This is a genomic window from Paenibacillus sp. T2-29 (genome assembly GCF_052921365.1).
In genome coordinates, this window is sequence record NZ_JBREVE010000019.1 from 1 (window position 1) to 22,364 (window position 22,364).

Consider the following 22,364-nt stretch of genomic DNA (forward strand, 5'->3'; position numbering starts at 1 on the left):
GATCAAACTCTCCATTAAAGACCAACCGAAGTTGGTTATAGAAAGAGCGATTAGCTCATGTTGAAACTGACGAGATAAAATATCTCATTGTTGATTTTGCGAACAAAATCAATTTACTCACTCGTTGTTCAGTTTTCAAAGATCAAACCTTCGCTATGTCTTACTTCGCTTCATCACCGCATCTCAGCGGCGACTTAATTAATATAACACACACTCGGGATTTAAGTCAACACTTTTTTAAATTATTTTTCAATTTCATTTAAGCATTGCTCACACAAAAAAATTCCCGGGCTTTAAAGGCCGAGAATTAATGTATCACATTTTTGAATTCGTCGTCAACTATAATTTAAAAAATAAAACAATACCGCATCGGACTCACCAATACCCACTTTTTTTTGCATACTCTCCCTTTCCTACAATAACGTTTCACACAGCCTGTCCGAACAATATTATTTTCAATCCCAGTAAAAGCGCAATGCCTGGCAAGCCTAATATCGTTACTGCTCCCATCGTCACTGGGTTAATCGGAATGTACACCTGTGTAATCCATCCTGAATAATTGATAACATACAGTGCAATGGCTGCCAGAGCCATATGCGCGCCGAATACTACAAACCAACCGATCCCCAGATGTTTTTTGAGGATTAGATACATCAGTATTCCGGCACAAGCAATCAAGACAAGCCAGACTACCCCTCTCATTCCGCTCTCCGTTTGTGAACCCGGTCAGTATCATTGGCATACCCCGGTTCATCTGCTGGCAGGTGAAAACGATGTAACCCTTGTTGCTTTGCGCTTTTTAAATGTATTTGATATTTACGCTCCGCAGCTTCCAGAACAAAAATGGCGTAGTCGATTTCATCCTTACCCGTAGCTTCATGAAATAAACGATGCGCTCTTAACCATTCCGCATGCGAAGCTCGAATCTGAGCAAACAATTCCTGGCGATACTCTGCTTCTGATTTTCCATTCTCCTGACGACGGAAATTTTGTTTCATCCGTTCCCACATTCATTCATCCTCCTCACAAGCTGAATTATGTGTACAGTCTGCAAGACCACCTTATTCATACTTATTGAGTAGAGGACAAACTTAGAACTGGGAACGTCTATAAAGGCATCTATTACTGCAAATAAAAAAGGAGCCATAACGGCTCCCTAAGCGAGTCAAGGATGTCCCAAGGACATTTCAGACTCATAAATTATAACGTATAACTACACCTACTAATTAAGCTCTCTGCGGCCTTCTAGCGCTTTGGACAGGGTGACCTCGTCGGCATACTCCAAATCCCCGCCCACGGGCAAACCGTGAGCAATACGAGTAACCTTGATTTCAAAAGGACGCACTAGCCGCGAAATGTACATAGCCGTGGCCTCTCCCTCAATGTTCGGATTCGTAGCCAGGATCAACTCCTTGACACGTTCATCACTTAGCCTGGTCAGCAACTCCTTGAGTTTGATATCCTCAGGGCCAATTCCCTCCATCGGAGAGATTGCCCCGTGAAGTACATGGTACAAACCCTCAAACTCCTTGGTACGCTCCATAGCGACCAAATCCTTAGCATCCTGAACAACACAAATGACGGAAGCATCCCTCGTCTTATCCTGACAGATCCTACAAGGGTCCGTATCTGTAATGTTACCGCAGACTGAACAAAAGTGAAGATTGCGTTTTACATTGACCAGCGCTTTGGCAAAATCAATCACATCATCTTCCTTCATTTTCAGTACGTGAAAAGCCAACCGGGCAGCTGTTTTGGGGCCTACTCCCGGCAGGCGCGTAAAAGCATCAATCAGCTTTGCAATCGGCTCGGGATAATGCAATAGCGTGTTTCTCCTTTATGAGCAGACTAGAACAAGCCCGGAATTTTCATACCACCTGTAAATTTACCCATATCATCATTAGCCAGTTCATCCGCTTTGGACAAAGCATCATTGACTGCAGTGAGTACGAGATCTTGCAGCATTTCTACATCATCAGGATCTACAGCTTCCGGTTTGATTGTGATAGACAATACTTTTTTATGTCCACTTACCTCTACAGTTACCACACCGCCACCAGAAGAACCTTCAATTACTTTCCCACCAAGCTCCTCTTGGGCTTTCAGCATTTGTTCCTGCATTTTTTTCACTTGCTTCATCATTTGGTTCATATTGTTCATTTCAATCATCTCCTTTAATGAAGTATACATCTACATTTGATTATTCTTTAATGACTACCAGATCTTCCCCGAAAAGCTGAATCGCTTCATCAATCCAGGGCTCCTTGGACTTTCCCGGCGCATCATGCTCCGGCTCCAGTTGCAATTCTTCGGCAGGTTGGTCAGAAACTCCTTCAATCGCAGCATTCCAATCCTTTTGCATCATCGTTACCAAACGATAAGGATGCCCCAACTGCTCATGTAAAACCTTCTCGATGACCTGCTTATTGGCAGGTTTTTCGGTAGTTTCACGATGAATGTTGTTCTTAAACGCGACCAGTACACTGTCCTCTAACACAGAAACCGGCTCACCATCCATAAACCAAGCATGAACCGTAACTTTCGCCTCTTTTACCCCTTGCAAAATCTGGCTCCACTTACGCCCCACCGCTGCGAATGCTTCGCTTGACTTCTCAGCAATATAGCGATCCAACTGAGAAGGGAGTTTGGCCGGCGCTGAAAGACGTGGAGCAGGGGCACGACTAGCAGAAGCCTGACGACCGCCTGACGATGCCTCCTGACCCGCTCCAGCGCCCAAGCCACCTTGCATTGCACGTTCCAGCTTCTTTTCCAGCTCAGCAAGCTGGCGCTTTAACATGGCCACTTCTTCCTGACCAGCAGCACCAGAGCGCTGTACAGTCGGCTGAGCAGCAGTTCCCACTTCCCCCGGAATGCTGCATAACTTCAATAGAGCTACCTCAAATAAAGTTTGGGGCTGAACCGCATATTTCATCTCGCCCTGATAACGATTAAGGGTGTCGATCATTGCAAAGAGCTGCTCCTTGGTAAAAGCATCTGCCACTTCCTTAAACTGCTCCGGATTCAGCACTCGCTCCGTCATTTTGGTCGCCTGCGGCACCATCTTGATCATTAGCAGGTCTCGGAAATAGTACAGAAGATTCTCCATACACTTATCTGCACTTTTCCCTTCCTGCATAAAGTTCTCGATCAATTGGAGCACTGTGCCTACATCTTCTTTCAGTAATGCCAAGGCCAATTTACCGAATTGCTCGGATGCGATCCCACCCGTCATATCCAACACCTGCTGATACGTAACCCGGCCATCAGTAAACGAGGATATCTGATCCAAAACACTAACCGCATCTCGCATCCCGCCATCTGAAAGACGTGCAATATATTGCAGTGCATCCAAATCAGCTTGGATGTTCTCCTGTTGGCATATCAGGTCAAGCCGCTCTGTCTGCTCCTCCAGCGATACTCGCCGGAAGTCAAAACGCTGACAACGCGAAATAATTGTCGCGGGAATCCGATGCGGCTCTGTCGTAGCCAATATAAACATTACGTGTGGCGGCGGCTCTTCCAGCGTCTTGAGCAGCGCATTGAACGCTTCCGTCGTCAGCATGTGCACTTCATCAATGATATAAACCTTGTGCCGCACTTCTGTGGGCGCATATTTGACTTTATCGCGCAAATCACGAATCTCTTCAACACCCCGGTTAGAGGCTGCGTCAATCTCCTGTACATCCATGACCGCTCCGGCCGTGATCCGTTTACAGGCTTCGCATTCGTTGCAAGGTTCCGGCGCAGGTCCATGCTCACAGTTAATTGCTTTGGCCAAAATTTTGGCCGCACTGGTCTTACCCGTTCCTCGCGGACCACTGAACAGGTAGGCATGGGACGTGCGATTTTCGCGGATGGCATTCTGCAATGTCTGGATAATATGCTGTTGTCCTACCATGTCCTTGAAAGCCTGCGGCCGCCAAGCACGGTACAACGCTATATGTTCCAATGCGCGTTCCCTCTTTCCCATTCACTTTCATGACCATTTATGGTCACTTCATTATACTATACTCCCGTCCGAATCTAAACCAGACACATTTCAATTTATAAGCACAAAAAAACATCTTCGCATAATTGCCAAGATGTTCTAATTCCCAAGTATATACCGTGCACCTGTTATTGATCGTTGTGATCCGAGCGGTAACCCTGAACAACAACTCGGGCTAGGCAACCCTCCGGCACAAGAGTGGGCTTGCTTATGGCTGCTTCCTTCCGGACCTGACCAGGTTCACAAGTACTCATTGCGGAGGACCCAACCGTCAACATTGTGCGCAGGGACCAGCCTCACATCAACAACACCTCTAACAGGAATTCAACCTCGCTATAGCGGATTGCGAGTTACAGGGCACCGCTACCTCCCCATCTAGCACGGTAAAAATAAGTATATCTCATGGTTGCACAAAATGCAAATAGCAAATAACGACAAAAAGAGCCTCCTGCAATTGCAGAAGGCTCTAATAACTTTATCTTTTGCGGCAACTTATTAAATACCGTATTTCTTTTTGAAACGATCCACACGTCCACCAGCATCAATAAACTTCTGCTTACCTGTGAAGAACGGATGGCAAGCGGAGCAAATCTCCACACGCAGAGATTCTTTTACAGAACCAGTTTCAAACGTATTCCCGCAAGCGCAAGTAACATTAGTTACGTTATACTTCGGTTGAATAGCCTGTTGCATTAACTTTCACCTCTTTCCGCCCTGAACGTCCTATCAGCCCAGAGTTGTATGAACACATGTTCAAATTATAGCACTTGAATATAAGTGTTTCAACATCTTTTTAGTACACAAAACAGTGTAAGATCAGTGTGTTTTAAATATCTTCCGACCGTTTAGGTTCTGGCAAATTTGGGACGTGCCAGCCCTTGCGGCGGCACATGAGTGTAAGAACCGATAACCACATCCGGCAGTTCCTCACGATAAATCTCAAGCATTTGCTTCATACCAAGTATCTCCCCTTGAGCCGGTGGAATCAATTCCAGATAGCTTTCAGGATCAATATTCAGATTACGCATTTGAATCAGCTTGAGCTTAGTGCGTTTGGCAAATTCAATCATTGCCTCAATTTCTTCCTCCCGGTCTGTTACACCCGGAAAAATCAAATAGTTGATGGACGTATACACTCCCTGCTCTGACGCATAACGGAGCGACTTTTCCACATTAGCAAGCGTGTATCCGCGCGGCTTGTAATACGCATTGTAATGGTCGTCCAATGCACTAATTGTACTTACTCGCATAAGATCAAGACCCGCATCCACAATTCCCCGGATATGATCATTCAGTCCCGCATTCGTGTTGATATTAATATACCCCATATCTGTAACGGAACGTACTTCTTTAATCGCATCAATAATCAGTTTGGCTTGAGTGGAGGGCTCACCTTCACAACCTTGCCCAAAACTGATGATAGACTCAGGTGTCTTCAAATGTTCCAACATAACTTCTACAATCTCTTCCACACGGGGACGGAAGTTCATTCTTGTCTGCGGAGATACAAAACCACTGTCATCCGGCTGTTCAGATATACAGCCAAAGCAACCCGCATTACAAGAATAAGATACCGGAACTCCCCCTTCCCAGCGATTCAGGAACGTATTCGAAGAAGTAAGACATTCGTACCCCAGCGCACAGTTAGACAAATGCTGGTACAGCCTATTTTCGGGATACTGTTCTGTCATTCGCTGAACTCCCAATTTAACTTGATTGCGGTCGCAGTTTTCGGGATTCCATTTGGAAGGACTGTCACTCTGCTCTGCTGTTACATAAAATGCCCCATCTTTCCAGACAACGGCCGAATAACCGAACAAGGGGAGTTTATACTCCTTATCCGTCTTCACATATCCCGGCAGACACAGGCGTGTAAAACCTTGCGGTAACAAAGCCCCTACTGCCTGCATATCTCCCGGAAGAGAGATCATTTCCCCTGTTTCAGGGTTCATACCGACCGGGCGGGTGCTGGGCAGGCTTACCAGTGTGGCTCCTTCCGGCAACGGAATAAGCTCATCCTCCATGATTTCAACAATCATGTCTGCACTACGGGCAAGCCCATACAAAGAAGCATGATCATATACATTGCCTTTTTCGTCGGCATACACCAAATACATTATGGAGCTCCTTTCGTTCCATTAAGCGCACCATTAACCAAAAGAATGGTAATGGCTGTCTACTTACAGAACAGATAAAATACATGAATTGGGTTTAATTGGTTGTGGCGGGAACCGACGCTGTGGTAGAACGCGTAGTTCTTCGTTGTTGACCACCAGAGCTACCTTGCGAACCGCTGGAAGAAGGTGCCGTCAAATCAAACGAAGCTAAAAACTCAGCGTTAGTTTTGCTGTTACGCAGCTTTTTGAGGAAGCCTTCCACAAAGTCATGGCTTTCCGTCATATTTTTACGAATAGCCCAGATCGTATCTAATTCTTCTTTTTTCAACAGTACTTCCTCACGACGTGTACCGGAACGACGAATATCAATCGCAGGAAAGATACGACGTTCTGCCAGTTTGCGGTCCAAATGCAGCTCCATGTTACCTGTGCCTTTGAACTCTTCATAAATGATATCGTCCATACGAGATCCTGTATCAATCAGCGCTGTGGCAAGAATCGTCAAGCTACCGCCTTCCTCCACATTCCGAGCTGCACCAAAAAAGCGTTTTGGACGGTGAAATGCTGCCGGATCAATACCCCCACTCAAAGTACGACCAGAAGGAGGGATAACGAGATTGTACGCACGAGCCAACCGTGTAATACTATCCAACAGGATGACAACATCCTTTTTATGTTCTACGAGACGCAGTGCACGCTCCAACACCAGTTCTGCCACTTTGATGTGATTTTCAGGAAGTTCATCAAATGTAGAGGCTACAACTTCACCTTTTACAGAACGCTGCATGTCCGTCACTTCTTCAGGGCGTTCATCAATCAACAAGACAAATAGCTCAATCTCGGGATTGTTGGTAGAAATGCTATTGGCAATTTCTTTGAGGAGAAGCGTCTTCCCAGCTTTGGGAGGTGCCACAATAAGTCCGCGCTGTCCAAGTCCGACAGGGGCCAGTACATCCATAATTCTCGTAGACAAATGGTTGGGGGAAGTTTCAAGGACTAATTTGGTTTGCGGATACAGTGGAGTCAGTGCAGGAAAATGTAGCCGCTCAGCAGCTTGCTCAGGACTTCTTCCATTGACGGCGTTAACTTGAAGCAATCCAAAATACCGTTCATTTTCTTTTGGCGTTCGGCACTTACCGGAAACAAGATCGCCTGTTCTCAAGTCAAACTTGCGGATTTGTGAAGCAGAGATGTAAATATCTTCGGTACTCGGGAGATAATTGATCGGCCTCAGAAAGCCGTAACCTTCAGGAAGTATTTCCAGAACACCCTGCATAAACATTAATCCACTCTTCTCAGCTTGTGCGCGCAGGATGGCGAAAATTAATTCTTTCTTCTTGAGCGTTCCGTAGTACGGGATCTGGTATTGCTTGGCCAGCTTGTACAGGTCGGTCAGCTTCATTTCTTCCAGATCGGAAATTTGCAGATCCATATAATAACCACCTATTCAATTATTAAGTCCATTCATACATTTAAATGATAGACAATGATATCATAAACACCATCAACATAATTTTAACCAAAACAAATAAAGTTATGCAGCCAACTGCCTGAATTATACCGAATTATTCCGGTTTTTTGATAAAAGATTGTTAGGTATGAACCAAATCTTATATCAAGCAGCGGCTGCATAGGTGTTACCCGTTTTATCGCTTTGGTTACGACGAGTTCATACAAAGGACAGACATGGTTTAATTACTCAGTCTGCCGCCATACATCTGCGCCCAGAAGGCGCAGGTTGGAGACGAGGTGATCATAACCACGGTCAATATACTCGACACCTGCCACCTCGGTTACCCCTTCGCTTACTGTAAGTCCAGCAATGACAAGGGCCGCTCCAGCGCGCAGATCTGCAGCCTTCACTTTAGCCGCATTCAGTTGACCACCCTCAATAATGGCAGACCGACCCTCTACGCGAATTTTAGCCCCCATTCGCACCAGTTCAGGGACGTGCTTAAAACGATTGCTGTACACAAAATCGCTCAACACACTGACACCCTGAGCCTGGGTTAGCAAGCTGGTCATGGGAGATTGTAAATCCGTGGGGAAGCCGGGGTATACCAAGGCTTTAACGTCGACATGCCCATAGGAAGGTGCACCCAGTACGCGAATACTTTCATCATATTCCTCGATGCCGATACCCATTTCCTGCATTTTGGCAGTGAGAGCCTCCATATGTTTGGGGATTACATTGTCAATCAATACATTTCCACGGGTTGCCGCAGCAGCAATCATATATGTGCCTGCTTGTATACGGTCAGGTATGATGGAATGACGGCAGCCATGCAGCTCCGACACACCTTCAATACGAATCGTCTCCGTTCCAGCGCCTTTAATAATCGCCCCCATGGAGTTTAACAGAGTTGCTACATCTATAATCTCAGGCTCTTTAGCCGCATTTTCGATAGTTGTGGCGCCTTTGGCACGTGCGGCCGCCAGCATAATATTAATGGTTGCTCCTACGCTGCTGACATCCAAATAAATCTTGGTGCCGCGCAGTTCTTTGGCGTGCAAATGAATAGCGCCGTGCTCGTTCGTAACCGTGGCACCCAGCGCCTCAAAACCTTTGATATGCTGATCAATGGGCCGGGGTTCAAAATTACATCCTCCTGGCAAACCGATGATCGCTTCCTTGAATCTGCCCAGCATGGCCCCCATCATATAATAAGAGGCTCGTAATTTCTTAACAGGTCCATTCGGCATAGGAATGGATTTAATGGAGGAAGGGTCTATCTTCATCTGGCTACCTTCCCAGGCAACCTTTGCGCCAAGCTCCTCCAATATCTCGGAATACACCGCCACATCACTGAGCAGCGGCAAATTATCCAAAATGACTTCCGACTCTGCCAGAATGGCTGCGGGAATCAAGGCGATGGCACTGTTTTTGGCACCGCTGATGGAAACTGTACCCTGAAGCGGCCGTCCACCGGTGATCATCAATTTTTCCATAAGCTTGAGGGTCCCCCTACGTGTTTTGCAGTCGGTCAAACAATGAACTGAAACCATAAATTTTCAACTTTTTAAGTGGTTAAAATGGAAAGACACCGGCTAAGCGGTGTGCTTTCCATACCAAACTATTCAACTGTACAGATTTAAATGTTTTGTGCAGCATAAATACAGCTACAATGAAAAAAATGCATTCAGTCTATGCAGTCGCATGACTAGTTGGAACATTATTACGCTTTGTTGTTGGAACCGAACTCACGGATTTTACCGATAACAGTTTGTTTAATCGCTTCACGACCTGGTTGGATGAATGTACGTGGATCGTAAGCATCTGGTTTTGCAGCAAGCACTTCACGAACCACTTTCGCAAATGCGATTTGGTTTTCAGTGTTTACGTTGATTTTGGAAGTACCCAGGGAAATGGATTTTTGGATGTCATGTGTAGGGATACCTGTTCCGCCATGAAGAACGAGTGGCAGTTTCACGGCATTGCGAATTTCTTCCATTTCTTTAAAGCCCAGGTTTGGCTCACCTTTGTATGGTCCATGAACAGAACCCAGTGCAGGAGCCAGTGTGTCGATGCCTGTTTCTTTAACGATACGTACACAATCGTCCAGCTTAGCGTACATTACGTCACCTACAACATCATCTTCTTGACCGCCAACCATTCCAACTTCAGCTTCAACGGAAACGCCTTTGGAATGTGCATATTCAACAACTTTCTTCGTTGTTTCAATATTTTTCTCGATTGGGCTGTGGGAATCGTCAATCATAACGGATGTGAAACCAGCGTCGATCGCTTCTTTACATTTGTCAAAGCTAGAACCGTGGTCCAAGTGAATTGCAACTGGAACCGTAATTTTCATGTCATGAATAAGACCTTCTACCATTTTAACAACAGTGTAGAATCCGCCCATGTGACGTGCTGCGCCTTCAGAAACACCCAAGATTACTGGGGATTTTTCTTCTTCAGCAGCGCCCAAGATAGCTTGAGTCCACTCTAGGTTATTAATATTGAATTGACCTACTGCATACTTTCCTTCGAGTGCTTTGTTCAACATGTCTTTCATAGATACCAATGGCATGGTTACAGTCCTCCTAAAGGTGTTTGGGTTTGTCTATATTTTTAGCCGACATCACATACGGGCTTATTATACCACAACCCATGTTAAATACTAAACAAGCTTTTGCATATCAACACATACAAAAATCACGCCCAGGACGCCGTTTTTCCATAGAATTGTATAAGGAGAGGATTTACTTTCAGTATTTCCCATAATCACAAACAAAAAACCCTGTTTTGTTAACAGAGTTCTCAACCAAAATGACTTACCTAGTCACCTCTGAGTTGTTTGTTCACGGCGATCCGCATTTCATCAATATCAAAGGGCTTGGTAAAATGCATAAGTGCACCTAGCTCCGTCGCCTCTTTAATCATGTCCAGTTCTCCATACGCTGTCATCATAATAACCTTGATATCGGGATTCATGCTTTTTAGGTGCTTCAGAATTTCGAGTCCGTCCATACCTGGAATTTTCATATCGAGCAGAACCAGATCAGGTGGTTCCTTCTCAACAATCTCAAGAGCAATTTTCCCGTTCGCTGCCTGAAAGGTCTCATAACCCTCACTTCCGAACACTTCCATCAGTAAAATCCGTATTCCATTCTGGTCATCGACGATTAATACTTTTTTCTTTTCCAATGTTTTAACCTCCTAAGATCTTAAAACGAGGATCATGCAGCTATTGCCATAACAGCGTCCGATGACGTACAATATCCGTCCCATACCTAAAACTATATTCGCTCCTGCAAAAAGAAAATCCTTCTCATATACATAATTGTGGAATATTCTTTCATAATCAGGAAGCATGGGATAAAAAAAGACCTCCCAAAGGAGGTCTTTCAAGCTGAAGCATTAACCTTGAAGCTGCAATGCCGCCTTTACAAATTCACGGAACAAAGGCTGTGGACGATTCGGACGGGAAGTAAATTCTGGATGGAATTGTACCGCCAGGAACCATGGATGCTCAGGAAGCTCCACAATTTCCACCAAACGTCCATCCGGTGAAGTACCAGAAATACGAAGGCCTGCTTTTTCAATAACCTCACGATATTCGTTATTGAATTCGTACCGATGACGATGTCTCTCGTATACCAGCTCGTCGTTGTAGCAAGCCGATGCTAGGGAACCTTCCACCAGTTTACATGGATACAAGCCAAGACGCATGGTACCGCCCAAATCTTCGATGTCTTTTTGGTCAGGAAGCAAGTCAATGACAGGATAATCGGTAGCCGGGTTAATTTCCGAGCTGTTGGCTCCTTCAAGACCAGCCAGGGAACGAGCAACCTCAATAACAGATACCTGCATACCCAGGCAAATACCGAAAAACGGAATTTTTTGCTCCCGTGCATAACGAATGGTGCTGATTTTACCTTCAATTCCGCGATCGCCGAAGCCACCCGGTACGAGAATACCGCCAATGCCGCCCAGCATGTCAGCTACGTTCTCGTCCGTTACTTCTTCAGCGTTCACCCAACGGATTTTCACGTCCGCATTTGCATCAAATCCAGCGTGGGAAAGTGACTCCACAACACTTAAATACGCATCATGTAACGCAACATATTTACCAACAATAGCAATTTCAACCGTTTTGTCCAACTTGCTGATTCGATCAACTAACCCTTCCCATTCGGTCATATCTGGTGCAGGTGTTGTCAGCTTCAGGTGGTTAACTACGATTTCGTCCAAACCTTCTTCACGCAGGTTCAACGGAACCTCGTAGAGAGTCGAAGCATCGCGGCATTCTACCACTGCATTCGCATCAATATCGCAGAACAATGCAATTTTAGCCTTCATGTCGGAGGACAATTCATGCTCTGTACGGCAAACAATAACATTCGGTTGAATGCCGATACTGCGCAGTTCTTTTACACTGTGCTGAGTTGGTTTGGTTTTAACCTCACCAGCAGCTTTAATATAAGGAATGAGCGTTACGTGAATGTACATCACATTCTCGCGCCCAACTTCACTTTTGAGCTGACGAATGGCTTCCAAAAATGGCAAGCTTTCAATATCGCCTACAGTACCGCCGATTTCCGTAATAATGACATCCGAACCCGCTTCACGGCCTGCACGGTACACGCGCTCCTTGATTTCGTTCGTAATATGAGGGATAACCTGTACTGTACCGCCCAAATATTCTCCGCGACGCTCTTTGCTGATTACGCTGGAATATACCTTGCCTGTTGTGACATTGCTGTTCTTGGACAGATTAATATCAATAAAGCGTTCATAGTGTCCCAAGTCAAGATCCGTTTCCGCACCATCATCCGTTACAAACACTTCACCGTGCTGGTAAGGGCTCATAGTACCCGGATCGACATTCAGGTAAGGATCAAATTTTTGAATCGTTACCTTCAGTCCCCTGTTCTTCAAAAGCCTCCCCAGTGAAGCTGCCGTAATCCCTTTGCCCAAGGAAGACACAACCCCGCCTGTCACAAAAATATACTTCGTCACTGTTCAAAACCCTCCTAGATAAGATGCAAAAATTCAGGCGACATTATGATGTTATCGTAACCCGTTTGCACGGATTATCATCCATGAAGAAGGCAGCGGTTATATTTTCCAATCCGCCGCCCTTAGCCCTCTTTCATGAGTGAAAACACCCCTATAAAAAACAAAAAAGCACTCCCGTAGTACGGGGCACTTTTATACAAAAAGCAAACATATAAGTGAATCAATCATAAGCCCAAGCAATAGTTTACCCCGTGTCCAATCCGCTGTCAAGGAAGTTATCTGTGTTAATTTGTCCATTGAACCAGATTGGAATAAATCTATCTGAAAGCTATAAATCAGCAGGGTTTTCAAGAAAACGGTCATGAAAAAGGGGAGAGCGTATCTCCCCTTTCAACCTGTTCCTAACGAAGTGAATCGTCGTCGTCTTCGATCGACTCATCATCATTTTCATCATCTGTATCTTCCTCATCACTGAGGTCTTCATCGTCAATAACTACGTCATCGTCACTATCATCGTCATCTTCTCCGTCGAACAGCTCGTCTTCGCCATCCTCGTCTTCGCTATCTGCATCGAAGTCGTCATCGGAGTTGTATGTTTCTTCTTCCTCATGATAGTCATCTTCATCGTCATCGTCTTCATCGTTAATAATACGAGGACGCTTGGCGCCTGTCAGGGCATCTTCGGATTTATCTACCGGATACCAACGTTTCAAGCCCCACAAATTCGTACCGACACAGGCAAAACGCCCGTCAATGTTGATTTCAGTATATAGCTGAGCAATAACGTCATTAATTTCTTCGTCGGACAAGCCGCGCAATTTGGCGACTTCATTCATCAGGTCACGGTAATAATATGGAGTATTGGCTGCTTTCAATACCATAAATGCCAAATCCACCATTGGAGTCTCGTGGACTTTCTCCGGGTCAATCTTCAAGTTGAGTGGTGTACTCACCTAGGGACACTTCCTCTCACACGTAATTCACAAGAACATGTTTCAGAGCATACACGATACATGCAATACTAACATATCCATTATCAAAACTAAGTAAAACCTATTTGGAAGCAAATTGCAAGTTAAACATGGGTATCGTCATAATTTCCAAGAATATCCCTCTGCACAAGACGGCACACGTAAAAAGACGGGGTTCCCCCCGCCTCCGACTGTACCCGCTCCGGGAGAGGCCTCCCAAAGTTGTTGCACAAGAGCTTATGCCCTCCATGTATCGTATGTGTCCACAGCTACTTTGACACGACAAGCAGGCCTATTTCCATAAAAAAGGGGCAAGTTTCCCATGCCGTAGCTGACGCTTGCTCATACAATACCTCAGCATGGCTCATCGGAGGGGGACCGTCTCAAATGGACTATCCGGATTTTTTGCAGCGTTTGCATGAGGGTATTTCGGAGCCGTCCGGCAGTGGACGGAACAAACAGATTATCACATTCGATAAGCCTCACCAATACCGGGAATGTCTGTCCTATCTCAGGAAGCTGAAACCTGAGCTTGTGGGATTACGGCAAGTACAACCGGCTAGGCTAATCCGTGCTCTCATCGCTCCGCTTTCAGGGGGAGACAGGCTGGGCAAATATCACCACGGTGTTACCGTTGAAGAAGATACCCGCATAAAGGTTCACGCAGAAACGGCTTATATGCCGAAAGCAGAGAAAAACCTTTCCATGCCATGGGGAGTTAAACAGGTACGTGCATACAAGGCTTGGCCTTCCTCGACAGGGAATCGGGTCAGAATCGGTGTGATCGACACAGGAGCGGATTTTCATCATCCTGATCTTCGCCATTCCCTCGCCAGAGGTATCAATTTGTTGAACCGGACCATGCTACCCTATGACGACAATGGCCACGGTACCCATATTGCTGGAACCATCGCGGCATCCAACTATGATGAAGGTATGGTTGGCGTAGCACCACGGGCTTTAATTCATCCTGTAAAAGCATTTGATCATAATGGAGCCGCCTATGTCTCTGACATCATTCTCGGTATCGACTGGTGCGTATTAAATCGTGTCGATATTATTAATATGAGCTTTGGCATGAAGTCGCGCAGCAAGGCACTACTTGATATGGTGAATAAAGCATATCATAACGGCATTGTAATCGTAGCTTCCTCGGGAAATGAGGGCAAGCGTCGAAGTATTGACTATCCAGCCCGCTATTCCCAGACGATTTCAGTCGGAGCTACCGACAAATACAGACGTATCGCTCCTTTCAGCAATCGGGGGCAATTCGTAGACGTGTATGCACCTGGTGAGAAGATCAGATCCTCCTGGATTCATGGAAAGCATCATGAAATGAGCGGCACCTCTATGGCTACTTCCCATGTGACCGGGAGCATCGCACTTCTCCTTTCACTGAAACCGGAGCTGGAGCCTGGAGAAATTAAAGCACTGCTTAAACGCACCGCCACACCGCTACGCCTTCGTAAAAGCGCCGGACGCAGTTCCATCTCCACCAAGCTTGGAGAAGTGGATGCCTTCCGATTGATGCAGGAGGGCACAAAGTGAACCACGATCTGATGATGCTAGACCTCTATCGTTGAACCTGGCTCCACAGAATGAACTTCTCTGGCAGGACCTCCATGTGCATTATTTTCTTCTCTTATCAACACATCTCGTACAAGGTCGGTCTGCGGTTTTGGTGCATGAACGAGTACAGCCTGTTTGCTAGGCAGATCCTTCAACATTTGCCTCACATCCGATAATCCCTGATGCACCTTGTAAGTCAAATGCCGAGCTATACAGATGTCATTGGAGTCCGCACGTTCCAACAGATGCTTTCCAAAAGAACCATTGGAAGCATGACCGGTCAATATCACACTGTTCCTAATGTTTTCTCCGCTGTCCATATCATTCAGCATATGGCGGTTATCCGACAGATATTGATAATACCAACGTGCCTGCGGGGAATCCATCATGCCGTCCCTTGTTACAATAATAGTGGCCGTGTTCCGTTCTAGCAGACTTATTCGTTCCGCAGCATCACGAGGCACGAACACCCTGTCACTGTTTAACACATGTTTTATTCGCGTGGAAGCTCCCGGCCGAAGCCACTCTCTCCAGCGATTTAACTGTTTCAATCCGTGCCACAGGTCAGGCTCTACAATTATTGCTTGTTCGGGGAATTGCTCACTGGCCCATACGATCAACTCCTGTCCTCTGCCAAAGGCAGGCACTGGCAACAACACATGACCGCCAGACCATAATATCTGCTCCATCTCGACCCTCAGCCGCTCCAGCTTAACAGGCTGCGGGTCTATATCCATGCCATAGGCATTGTCCATGATAGATATGTCCACTAGATAGGACTGTGGCTTGCATTCAGGAAGGTCATTTATCCCCTCCCCCATACACAAGTCCGGTGCATCGGCAGCAAGCAGCTCAGACTCACGGCTATAGTCTCCAGAAAAGAACAACCGCTTCCCTTCCATTTCTATGATATACCACACTGCACCAGCCAAATGTCCACTGCGTCCCCACATCATTCTCACACCCGGACAAGCTTCACACCACACTCCTGAAGGCGCTCCATCTTCTAGATAGCGATAGGTAATGGATTGGATATCCTGTTCACTGTAAGGCAATTCACCACCTCTCGATTCAACATAAGTCTGCCAGGAGCGAAAATAGGAGCCCAGCTGCTCAGCGGTGGCCTTGGTCGTCCAAACCTCTCCCCGGTATCCATACTTGTACAGTAAGGGGAGCGCCATGGAATGATCCTCATGTGCATGAGACAGCAAAACAGTAGTTAGCTCCTTCACCTTCTGTGGCGGAAAAATCGGATATTGCCCGATTCCTTCCTTTTTTACGCCACAATCCAGCATGATACGATGCTGCTTTCCTTCAAAAACATAACAGGAGCGGCCATGTTCGCCCGCTCCGCCCCAAATCCTAAGCTTGGTCATCATCATTTCCACTTTCTTCGCGAGTTTAAGCTTTCCATTAAGATTAGTAGCAGTGTGGTCAATCCAACCGATATAACAGCCATCGCCATGCCAAGCGACACCTGTCCCTGCTCAAACTGGGCAAATATATAGGTTGCAGACGTCTGGACGGACGGCGGTAAAATCAGCAATGATCCTACCAGCTCCCGTGAAGCAATGGTAAAGGTCATCATCCAACCAGCGAGCATCCCCGGTACAATCAGCGGCAATACAATCCGGCGGAATATGTAAGACGGTCGCCCGCCAAATACTTGTCCCGCCTGAAAAAGAGTATGATCCACCTGTGTAAAAGCGCTTTTAACATACTGAACTGTATAAGGGACAAACAAAATTACATACGTCAGAATAACCATGCCGTATGTGTTATACAACGGAATCGGCATCCACGGCGAGTTCCACCACAAAATCAGACCCACCACCATAACAATTCCCGGCACTGTATTCGGAAGCAAGCTGAATGCATCAACTGTCCGTTGGATCTTCGTGCGTGATCCACCGATAACAAGCGCAAACCAGGTGCCCAGCACCACAGCAATCGTCGATGCACCCAAAGAGAGAAATACACTGTTCAGTAGCGCTTCCATGCTTTCTGAGCCCCACGACAGCAGTTCCTTGTAATAGTCGAGTGTAAGATTGTTCCATGCCAGTCCGATTCCCCGCAGCTTCATAGAGGAGGCCGCGATAATTGAAAAATAAGGGATACCAATAGCTGCGATGAGCAGCAATAGGATGAATGCGACACTCAGTGCTGTAGTCCAGCTGGATACACGAAGACGGGAAGGTCGCGAACCTTTACCCCCTACCAGCCTGTATGTGAACTTTCGATTGATCACCGATTGCACATACCACATAAGCAGGCAGGCCGTTAACAACACCGAAGCCATTGATGTTGCTTTGCCAAAATCAATGGGCCAGCTGGAAATATATTTGTGAATTTCAGAAGTCATGACCTCATACCCGATACGGCGCCCAAAGGTAGCGGGTGTGCCAAACTCAGCAATCGTTTTAACGAAAATGAGCAGTGCACCCATTCCGTATGCCGATAACAGCAAAGGTAAAATGATTCGACGGAACCTGTACAGAAATCCCCCGCCCATGACCGCACCTGCCTCTTCCAAGCTGCCGCCAATCCTTACCAGCGCCCCGCGCAGCAGCAGGTACAGGAATGGAAACAGATGCAGGCTCATGATCATCACCATGCCACCAAGGCTGAAGAAGGAAGCCGTTAAGAAATGCAGGTCCGGGAACAACTGTTCCAGATACCCGTTTTTTTGCATAAACAGAATCCATCCCATGGACCCGATATAGGGCGGAGTCATAAACGGAATCAGCAGCACGACATCCAACCAGCGCCAGTGTGCAAGTCGGGTGTTGGACATGATCCAGGCTAGCGGAAGTGCAAGGGCAGTCGTTCCTGCAATTACGCAGATGCCTAGCCAAATTGAGCTGAATAGCACTCCTGCAAATTGAGAAGCAGCTAACGTTCGAAAAGGCGCTGCCCATTGAAATTTTCCTTCAACATACACACTTTGGATGAAGATTTGCAGCAATGGCAGCAAAATTAGGAAAAGAAGCGCGATCAGAGCAAGTGTCAGGGACCATCCCCTGATGTGTTTAACAGACAAACCTCCCATCGGCTTATTTGAACATTTGCGTGAACTTTTCCGTCACGTCTGATCCGTGCTCACCCATCCATTCCCAATTGGTTTTCAACAACGGGATCTCGTCCAGGTTGGCACGCTTGTCAGCTTTGATATCCGTGCGTCCAGGGAGTAGGGAAGCATCTGCTACTAGTTTTTGTGCCTCGTCCGACAACAGATAGTCAATGAACGCTTTGGCATTTTGTTCATGCTGTGTGGACTTGAGGATTGCGGCAGGACGCGGACTAATAACCGTTCCCTCTGTCGGATAAACGATGTCAATCGGCTCACCTTTGGCTTTAGCCTTGTAGGTCATGTAATCGACCGCAGCGACGACTACACCTTTAGCCCCCGTAATCACTGGATCTAGCGCTTCCTGATTGGCACCGGCCATGGCCACACCGTTTGCCTTGTACTGCTCAAACAACGTCCAGCCTCCATCGCCCTTGGCGCTCAGATAGCCTGTCATAAAATCCAACGCTGAGCCGGACAGCGATGGGTCGGGGATGTTAACCTGATCCTTGTACTCAGGCTTCGCCAAATCGGCCCATGAAGTAGGTGGTGTCTTCACTAACTTCGTGTTATATGCAATGCCTAGAGCAGAAGCACTAGTACTGAAATAGTTACCCTCCTTATCGGACCAGTCTGGGTTTAGCTTGTCGGCATTTTTGGCATTCGGATAGGGGAGCGTGAGTCCTTCCTTTTTCAAGCCTTGTACAGACGGAAGCGATGCCAGCACAACCACGTCCGCTACCGGATTCGCCTTCTCCGCTTCCATGCGGGCTAAAATCTTACCTGTCGTTCCCTGGAATAACTCTACCTTAACTCCACTCTGCGCCTCATACCCCGCTACCAGCTTTTTCGCCAGTCCATCCGGGCCTGCGCTGTAAACAACCAGCTTCTGATCGGTGGACGCCGCTGCTCCCGCTGGTTTTGCTGTTCCATCTGCTTGTGCCCCATCCTTGGATGTCGTAGCCGTTCCGCAGCCTGCCACAGCCAGTCCAAAAGTCAATGTTAAAGCAAGCATAGCCCCTTTTTTCCATCCTGTACGAAAAACACGCCTATTCATCATCTTATATAACCCCTTTTCCCTATGTTTCAAGTTGGTGGATGTATTGCGGTGATACCCAAATATGCATTTGTTCGCCTATGGGCAAGCGGGTGGAGTGATACGCAGTCCATTGCTCACCGTTTTCGGCTAATAGACGGATTTCATAGCGATCGCCAACATAGCTGACATGCAGGATCTCTACTGTAAAAGTGTGCTGATCCGCTTGCTCCTGTTCCCAACGGACATGTTCAGGCCGAAAAAGTGTCCGTTCCAACTCGATCCAGTTGGATTTACCGATAAACCTTGCCACCTCTGAATGAGCTGGGCGACTATAGATCACCTCTGGTGTTCCGGTCTGCAAAATATGTCCACTTTTCATAACGACCACTTCATCAGACATGGACATGGCCTCGATCTGATCATGGGTGACGTATAGGGCGGTTAGCCCCAAATCGCGCACAAGCGATATCATCTCAATGCGCATCTCCTCCCGTAGTACGGCATCCAGTGCACTAAGCGGCTCGTCGAACAAAACCAGTCGAGGCCGGATAGCAACTGCTCTTGCAAAAGCAACCCGCTGCTGCTGGCCACCGGATAGTTGATGAGGGTAACGATCCTCCAGCCCTGACAACCTCACCTTATCGAGCGCCTCCAGCACCACTGCCCGCAGTTCCTTGCCTTGAGCGCTAACAGCCCTTTTCCCCCGTTTGCTCGCTCGCAAGCCGAAGGCTACATTTTCAAACACCGTCATATGCGGCCACAACGCGAAATCTTGAAAGACCATACCAAAGTGGCGGAGATGTGTGGGAACATCCTTTTTGCGTTCAGCTGAAAAGAGAATTTCCTCTCCCATCGTGATTGTGCCGATATCCGGTGTCTCCAGACCAGCAATCAAGCGCAAGAGCGTCGTCTTCCCACAGCCGGACGGTCCGAGCAATGTGGTGAATTTGCCCTGTCGTACGACCAGATTCGTCTCATGCAACGCGGTGGTTTGTCCGAAGGTTTTACTTACTCCGCGAATATATAGATCCTGATTCATCGCATTACCTGCCTATTCTTATGACTGACCCCAGTGTAAAACTTGAATTCGCAACCTGTGTTATTGGAAAGTTAAAACAAAATTAATTATTTCAATGAATTGTGTTAACACTCATAGATTTAATCTATATAGAGGCAATTGATGCTGATGCCCAATGAATAAGCACGATTGTTCGACCAATCTGAAAGCGAGGCATTCTAAGTGAACTTAAGTCTTCTAAAGTTACATATTGTAGAGCTGCTGAACAAGCACCATAAAATTACCACCGTAGCCGAGCTTCTCGGCCTAAAGCAACCTACTGTTACTTTTCATATGAAAAATCTGGAGCGTGAATTCGGAGTAAAGCTGTTTGACACACGTATGGGCAAAATCATCCTGACGGATGCCGGAAATGCCCTACTGCACTATGCCACCAAGATTAATGCACTTGCGGCTGAGGCCGAGCGGGTTGTCCGTGAGTTCGATACACTCCAACGAGGCAGCATACGTATTGGCGCAAGCTATGTACCTGCTACCTATCTGCTTCCTGCCGTGCTGCATCGGTTTGCCCGCGAGCATCCGGGCATTCACATCGCCTTATCCGTGAAAACAGCGCCCGTGATCAAGGACATGCTTGCTCGCCACGAAATTGACCTCGGCATTATTTCGGGAGAGCCGTTTCAATCCCCCACGCTGCTCTCAGAATCCTTGGGGGAAGATGAACTGGTGCTCATCTGCTCACCCACTCATCCGCTCGCTAGCGAAACCGATTTGACATCCGAGCGTATCGCTTCTTCCTCTTTTGTATTGCATGGAAAGGATTCCAGCACACGCCACGCGACTGACAAATGGCTAGAGCGCGGGAGGCGTCGGCTTCCATCCTATCTGGAATTGGATTCACTGGAGGCCATCAAGCAGGCGGTTATGCTGGGAGAACACATCTCCTTTGTCTCTCGTATTGCTGTTCAATCAGAGGTTGAACGAGGGTTACTGGTTGTAAAGCCTATTCCGGGACAGACTGTTGAAAGGCACATTTATATGGTTAGCAACAGAGATCGTCATCGCTCTGCGCTGATCCACAAATTCACTGAATATTTATGATGGAACCAAGATTAAATCTTAGCTGTCATATAAAAATTATGGAATTTTTTAACCAGAGTACCCTCTTGCCTTGACATACGACTGACAAAATACCCGTAAAGTGAAGCGTGTAACCTATTCGGACGAACAGGAGAGGATGAAATGAAAACAAGCTTGCGTATCACTAAATTCATGTCAGTAGTAACTCTGAGTGCAGTACTGCTCGCAACAGGATGGAAAGGTGCAGAGCCCGTACAAGCCGCTGCCAATGCCACGCCAAGCTATGAGGTAAAGCTGCTGCTGGATACAGCTCAGGTCCTCAATGCGGATGGCTCTTTAAAAAGCGGCATCGTAAATGAGTTCGGAATTAGCGAAGATGCGCAACGATTAAGCGTCGAGTTTTTTGATACAGACTCCTTGCAATTGAATGACGAGGGCTGGAACGTTAGATTTCGCAAAAAAGAGGATAAAAAAAACTATGAGTTAACCTACAAAAAGCGCTATGCGATCACAAACGGGAATATTGATGCAGCACTCACTCAAGCGAATAAAGAAGGTTTCAGTGCCTCTGATGATAATTATGAGGCTGAGGTGGATTGGGGATACAGCAAGCAGACATTAAGCTTTTCTAATGACAAGAAAACAAACGCCTCCAAAGGATTAGCTCTGCCTTCCCCGAATCAGGCGTTAAAACAATTGCAGGACAATCTTCCGGGCAAGCTGCAAAACTGGAAAAGCAGCAACTGGGGCAAACATACCTTGGCAAACTCCAGAGTACGCGGTCCTGTACAGGTCAGCAAATATGAGGGCAGCTTTCAGGGCTTGGATACTGACGTTGAAGTATGGCCTATTCGTAGCGCAAACGGATCGGGTACCGACAATATCATCGAAATCTCCTTCAAAACTTCGGATTACAATACTGCCGCAAGCAACCGCGCCAAGCTGATTAACCTGCTACAATCCAAAGGATGGCTGATTCCTGCCGATTCTCTGAAAACGAATCTGGTACTGGAACGCTATTAAGCACTCGAACCTAAAAAGTACTCAAACCT

The 22,364-nt window shown here is 46.8% G+C and carries 20 protein-coding genes and 1 other RNA gene; 3 read left to right on the top strand and 18 right to left on the bottom strand.

The window, feature by feature from the left end:
• Positions 1 to 426: 426 nt before the first annotated feature.
• From ACU1JV_RS27570 to rpoE, 14 genes are all read right to left on the bottom strand, one after another.
• Entirely contained in the window at positions 427 to 702 is a 276-nt protein-coding gene (locus ACU1JV_RS27570; RefSeq protein ID WP_013368787.1) for a pro-sigmaK processing inhibitor BofA family protein, read from the bottom strand.
• The gene (locus ACU1JV_RS27575; protein ID WP_025676300.1) at positions 699 to 1,010 is read right to left on the bottom strand and encodes a DUF2508 family protein; all 312 of its coding nucleotides are present in this window, start codon (positions 1,008 to 1,010) and stop codon (positions 699 to 701) included. The genes ACU1JV_RS27570 and ACU1JV_RS27575 overlap by 4 nt, the downstream gene beginning before the upstream one ends.
• A gap of 212 nt (positions 1,011 to 1,222) precedes the next feature.
• Positions 1,223 to 1,822, bottom strand: coding sequence for a recombination mediator RecR (gene recR, locus ACU1JV_RS27580; RefSeq protein WP_013368785.1), 600 nt, complete (start codon positions 1,820 to 1,822; stop codon positions 1,223 to 1,225).
• Positions 1,823 to 1,848: 26 nt separating this feature from the next.
• On the bottom strand, positions 1,849 to 2,160 hold the full coding sequence (locus tag ACU1JV_RS27585) for a YbaB/EbfC family nucleoid-associated protein (protein WP_013368784.1): 312 nt from the start codon (positions 2,158 to 2,160) through the stop codon (positions 1,849 to 1,851).
• 40 nt (positions 2,161 to 2,200) lie between these two features.
• A complete protein-coding gene (gene dnaX / locus ACU1JV_RS27590; RefSeq protein WP_413987299.1) occupies positions 2,201 to 3,949 on the bottom strand; it encodes a DNA polymerase III subunit gamma/tau in 1,749 nt (582 codons plus the stop codon).
• Positions 3,950 to 4,105: 156 nt separating this feature from the next.
• An RNA gene (gene ffs, locus ACU1JV_RS27595) (signal recognition particle sRNA large type) lies at positions 4,106 to 4,372 on the bottom strand.
• A gap of 111 nt (positions 4,373 to 4,483) precedes the next feature.
• A complete protein-coding gene (gene rpmE, locus ACU1JV_RS27600; protein WP_013368781.1) occupies positions 4,484 to 4,681 on the bottom strand; it encodes a 50S ribosomal protein L31 in 198 nt (65 codons plus the stop codon).
• 152 nt (positions 4,682 to 4,833) lie between these two features.
• Entirely contained in the window at positions 4,834 to 6,105 is a 1,272-nt protein-coding gene (locus ACU1JV_RS27605) for a radical SAM protein (protein ID WP_413987298.1), read from the bottom strand.
• Positions 6,106 to 6,199: 94 nt separating this feature from the next.
• The gene (rho, locus tag ACU1JV_RS27610) at positions 6,200 to 7,537 is read right to left on the bottom strand and encodes a transcription termination factor Rho (protein WP_013368779.1); all 1,338 of its coding nucleotides are present in this window, start codon (positions 7,535 to 7,537) and stop codon (positions 6,200 to 6,202) included.
• Between the two features lie 263 nt (positions 7,538 to 7,800).
• On the bottom strand, positions 7,801 to 9,054 hold the full coding sequence (locus ACU1JV_RS27615) for a UDP-N-acetylglucosamine 1-carboxyvinyltransferase (protein ID WP_013368778.1): 1,254 nt from the start codon (positions 9,052 to 9,054) through the stop codon (positions 7,801 to 7,803).
• Between the two features lie 227 nt (positions 9,055 to 9,281).
• Positions 9,282 to 10,136, bottom strand: a complete 855-nt coding sequence (gene fba, locus ACU1JV_RS27620) for a class II fructose-1,6-bisphosphate aldolase (RefSeq protein WP_013368776.1) — start codon at positions 10,134 to 10,136, stop codon at positions 9,282 to 9,284.
• A gap of 248 nt (positions 10,137 to 10,384) precedes the next feature.
• A complete protein-coding gene (locus ACU1JV_RS27625; protein WP_014599366.1) occupies positions 10,385 to 10,753 on the bottom strand; it encodes a response regulator in 369 nt (122 codons plus the stop codon).
• A gap of 213 nt (positions 10,754 to 10,966) precedes the next feature.
• On the bottom strand, positions 10,967 to 12,568 hold the full coding sequence (locus ACU1JV_RS27630; protein ID WP_013368772.1) for a CTP synthase: 1,602 nt from the start codon (positions 12,566 to 12,568) through the stop codon (positions 10,967 to 10,969).
• 401 nt (positions 12,569 to 12,969) lie between these two features.
• Positions 12,970 to 13,521, bottom strand: a complete 552-nt coding sequence (gene rpoE / locus ACU1JV_RS27635; protein WP_013368770.1) for a DNA-directed RNA polymerase subunit delta — start codon at positions 13,519 to 13,521, stop codon at positions 12,970 to 12,972.
• Between the two features lie 405 nt (positions 13,522 to 13,926).
• On the opposite strand from rpoE, the gene ACU1JV_RS27640 reads away from it, so the two are divergent.
• Positions 13,927 to 15,087, top strand: a complete 1,161-nt coding sequence (locus ACU1JV_RS27640; RefSeq protein ID WP_013368769.1) for a S8 family peptidase — start codon at positions 13,927 to 13,929, stop codon at positions 15,085 to 15,087.
• 17 nt (positions 15,088 to 15,104) lie between these two features.
• On the opposite strand, the gene ACU1JV_RS27645 is transcribed toward ACU1JV_RS27640, so the two are convergent.
• The 4 genes from ACU1JV_RS27645 to ACU1JV_RS27660 are packed head-to-tail and all read right to left on the bottom strand — an operon-like array spanning position 15,105 to position 20,253.
• Entirely contained in the window at positions 15,105 to 16,490 is a 1,386-nt protein-coding gene (locus ACU1JV_RS27645; RefSeq protein ID WP_014599365.1) for an MBL fold metallo-hydrolase, read from the bottom strand.
• Positions 16,487 to 18,157, bottom strand: a complete 1,671-nt coding sequence (locus ACU1JV_RS27650; RefSeq protein WP_013368767.1) for an ABC transporter permease — start codon at positions 18,155 to 18,157, stop codon at positions 16,487 to 16,489. Before ACU1JV_RS27650 ends, ACU1JV_RS27645 begins: the two co-directional genes overlap by 4 nt.
• 4 nt (positions 18,158 to 18,161) lie before the next feature.
• Positions 18,162 to 19,235: an ABC transporter substrate-binding protein gene (locus ACU1JV_RS27655; RefSeq protein ID WP_129548515.1), complete on the bottom strand. Its 1,074-nt coding sequence runs from the start codon at positions 19,233 to 19,235 to the stop codon at positions 18,162 to 18,164.
• A gap of 19 nt (positions 19,236 to 19,254) precedes the next feature.
• Positions 19,255 to 20,253 carry an ABC transporter ATP-binding protein gene (locus ACU1JV_RS27660; protein WP_058711744.1) on the bottom strand — a complete coding sequence of 333 codons (999 nt, stop codon included), beginning with the start codon at positions 20,251 to 20,253 and terminating at the stop codon, positions 19,255 to 19,257.
• Between the two features lie 201 nt (positions 20,254 to 20,454).
• Between ACU1JV_RS27660 and ACU1JV_RS27665 the strand changes: the two genes are divergently transcribed.
• Both ACU1JV_RS27665 and ACU1JV_RS27670 read left to right on the top strand, forming a co-directional pair.
• Positions 20,455 to 21,333 carry a LysR family transcriptional regulator gene (locus tag ACU1JV_RS27665; protein ID WP_413987297.1) on the top strand — a complete coding sequence of 293 codons (879 nt, stop codon included), beginning with the start codon at positions 20,455 to 20,457 and terminating at the stop codon, positions 21,331 to 21,333.
• Positions 21,334 to 21,474: 141 nt separating this feature from the next.
• The gene (locus ACU1JV_RS27670) at positions 21,475 to 22,335 is read left to right on the top strand and encodes a hypothetical protein (RefSeq protein ID WP_025676291.1); all 861 of its coding nucleotides are present in this window, start codon (positions 21,475 to 21,477) and stop codon (positions 22,333 to 22,335) included.
• The last annotated feature ends 29 nt before the right edge of the window (positions 22,336 to 22,364 follow it).

Bases quoted from the DNA above. Each gene is read 5' to 3' on its own strand.
- rho (WP_013368779.1), bottom strand. From the start codon at position 7,537: ATGGATCTGCAAATTTCCGATCTGGAAGAAATGAAGCTGACCGACCTG.
- ACU1JV_RS27655 (WP_129548515.1), bottom strand. From the start codon at position 19,235: ATGATGAATAGGCGTGTTTTTCGTACAGGATGGAAAAAAGGGGCTATG.
- fba (WP_013368776.1), bottom strand. From the start codon at position 10,136: ATGCCATTGGTATCTATGAAAGACATGTTGAACAAAGCACTCGAAGGA.
- ACU1JV_RS27615 (WP_013368778.1), bottom strand. From the start codon at position 9,054: ATGGAAAAATTGATGATCACCGGTGGACGGCCGCTTCAGGGTACAGTT.
- ACU1JV_RS27575 (WP_025676300.1), bottom strand. From the start codon at position 1,010: ATGTGGGAACGGATGAAACAAAATTTCCGTCGTCAGGAGAATGGAAAA.
- rpmE (WP_013368781.1), bottom strand. From the start codon at position 4,681: ATGCAACAGGCTATTCAACCGAAGTATAACGTAACTAATGTTACTTGC.
- ACU1JV_RS27640 (WP_013368769.1), top strand. From the start codon at position 13,927: ATGGACTATCCGGATTTTTTGCAGCGTTTGCATGAGGGTATTTCGGAG.
- ACU1JV_RS27660 (WP_058711744.1), bottom strand. From the start codon at position 20,253: ATGAATCAGGATCTATATATTCGCGGAGTAAGTAAAACCTTCGGACAA.
- ACU1JV_RS27650 (WP_013368767.1), bottom strand. From the start codon at position 18,157: ATGGGAGGTTTGTCTGTTAAACACATCAGGGGATGGTCCCTGACACTT.
- ACU1JV_RS27570 (WP_013368787.1), bottom strand. From the start codon at position 702: ATGAGAGGGGTAGTCTGGCTTGTCTTGATTGCTTGTGCCGGAATACTG.
- ACU1JV_RS27585 (WP_013368784.1), bottom strand. From the start codon at position 2,160: ATGAACAATATGAACCAAATGATGAAGCAAGTGAAAAAAATGCAGGAA.
- ACU1JV_RS27605 (WP_413987298.1), bottom strand. From the start codon at position 6,105: ATGTATTTGGTGTATGCCGACGAAAAAGGCAATGTATATGATCATGCT.
- ACU1JV_RS27670 (WP_025676291.1), top strand. From the start codon at position 21,475: ATGAAAACAAGCTTGCGTATCACTAAATTCATGTCAGTAGTAACTCTG.
- ACU1JV_RS27645 (WP_014599365.1), bottom strand. From the start codon at position 16,490: ATGATGATGACCAAGCTTAGGATTTGGGGCGGAGCGGGCGAACATGGC.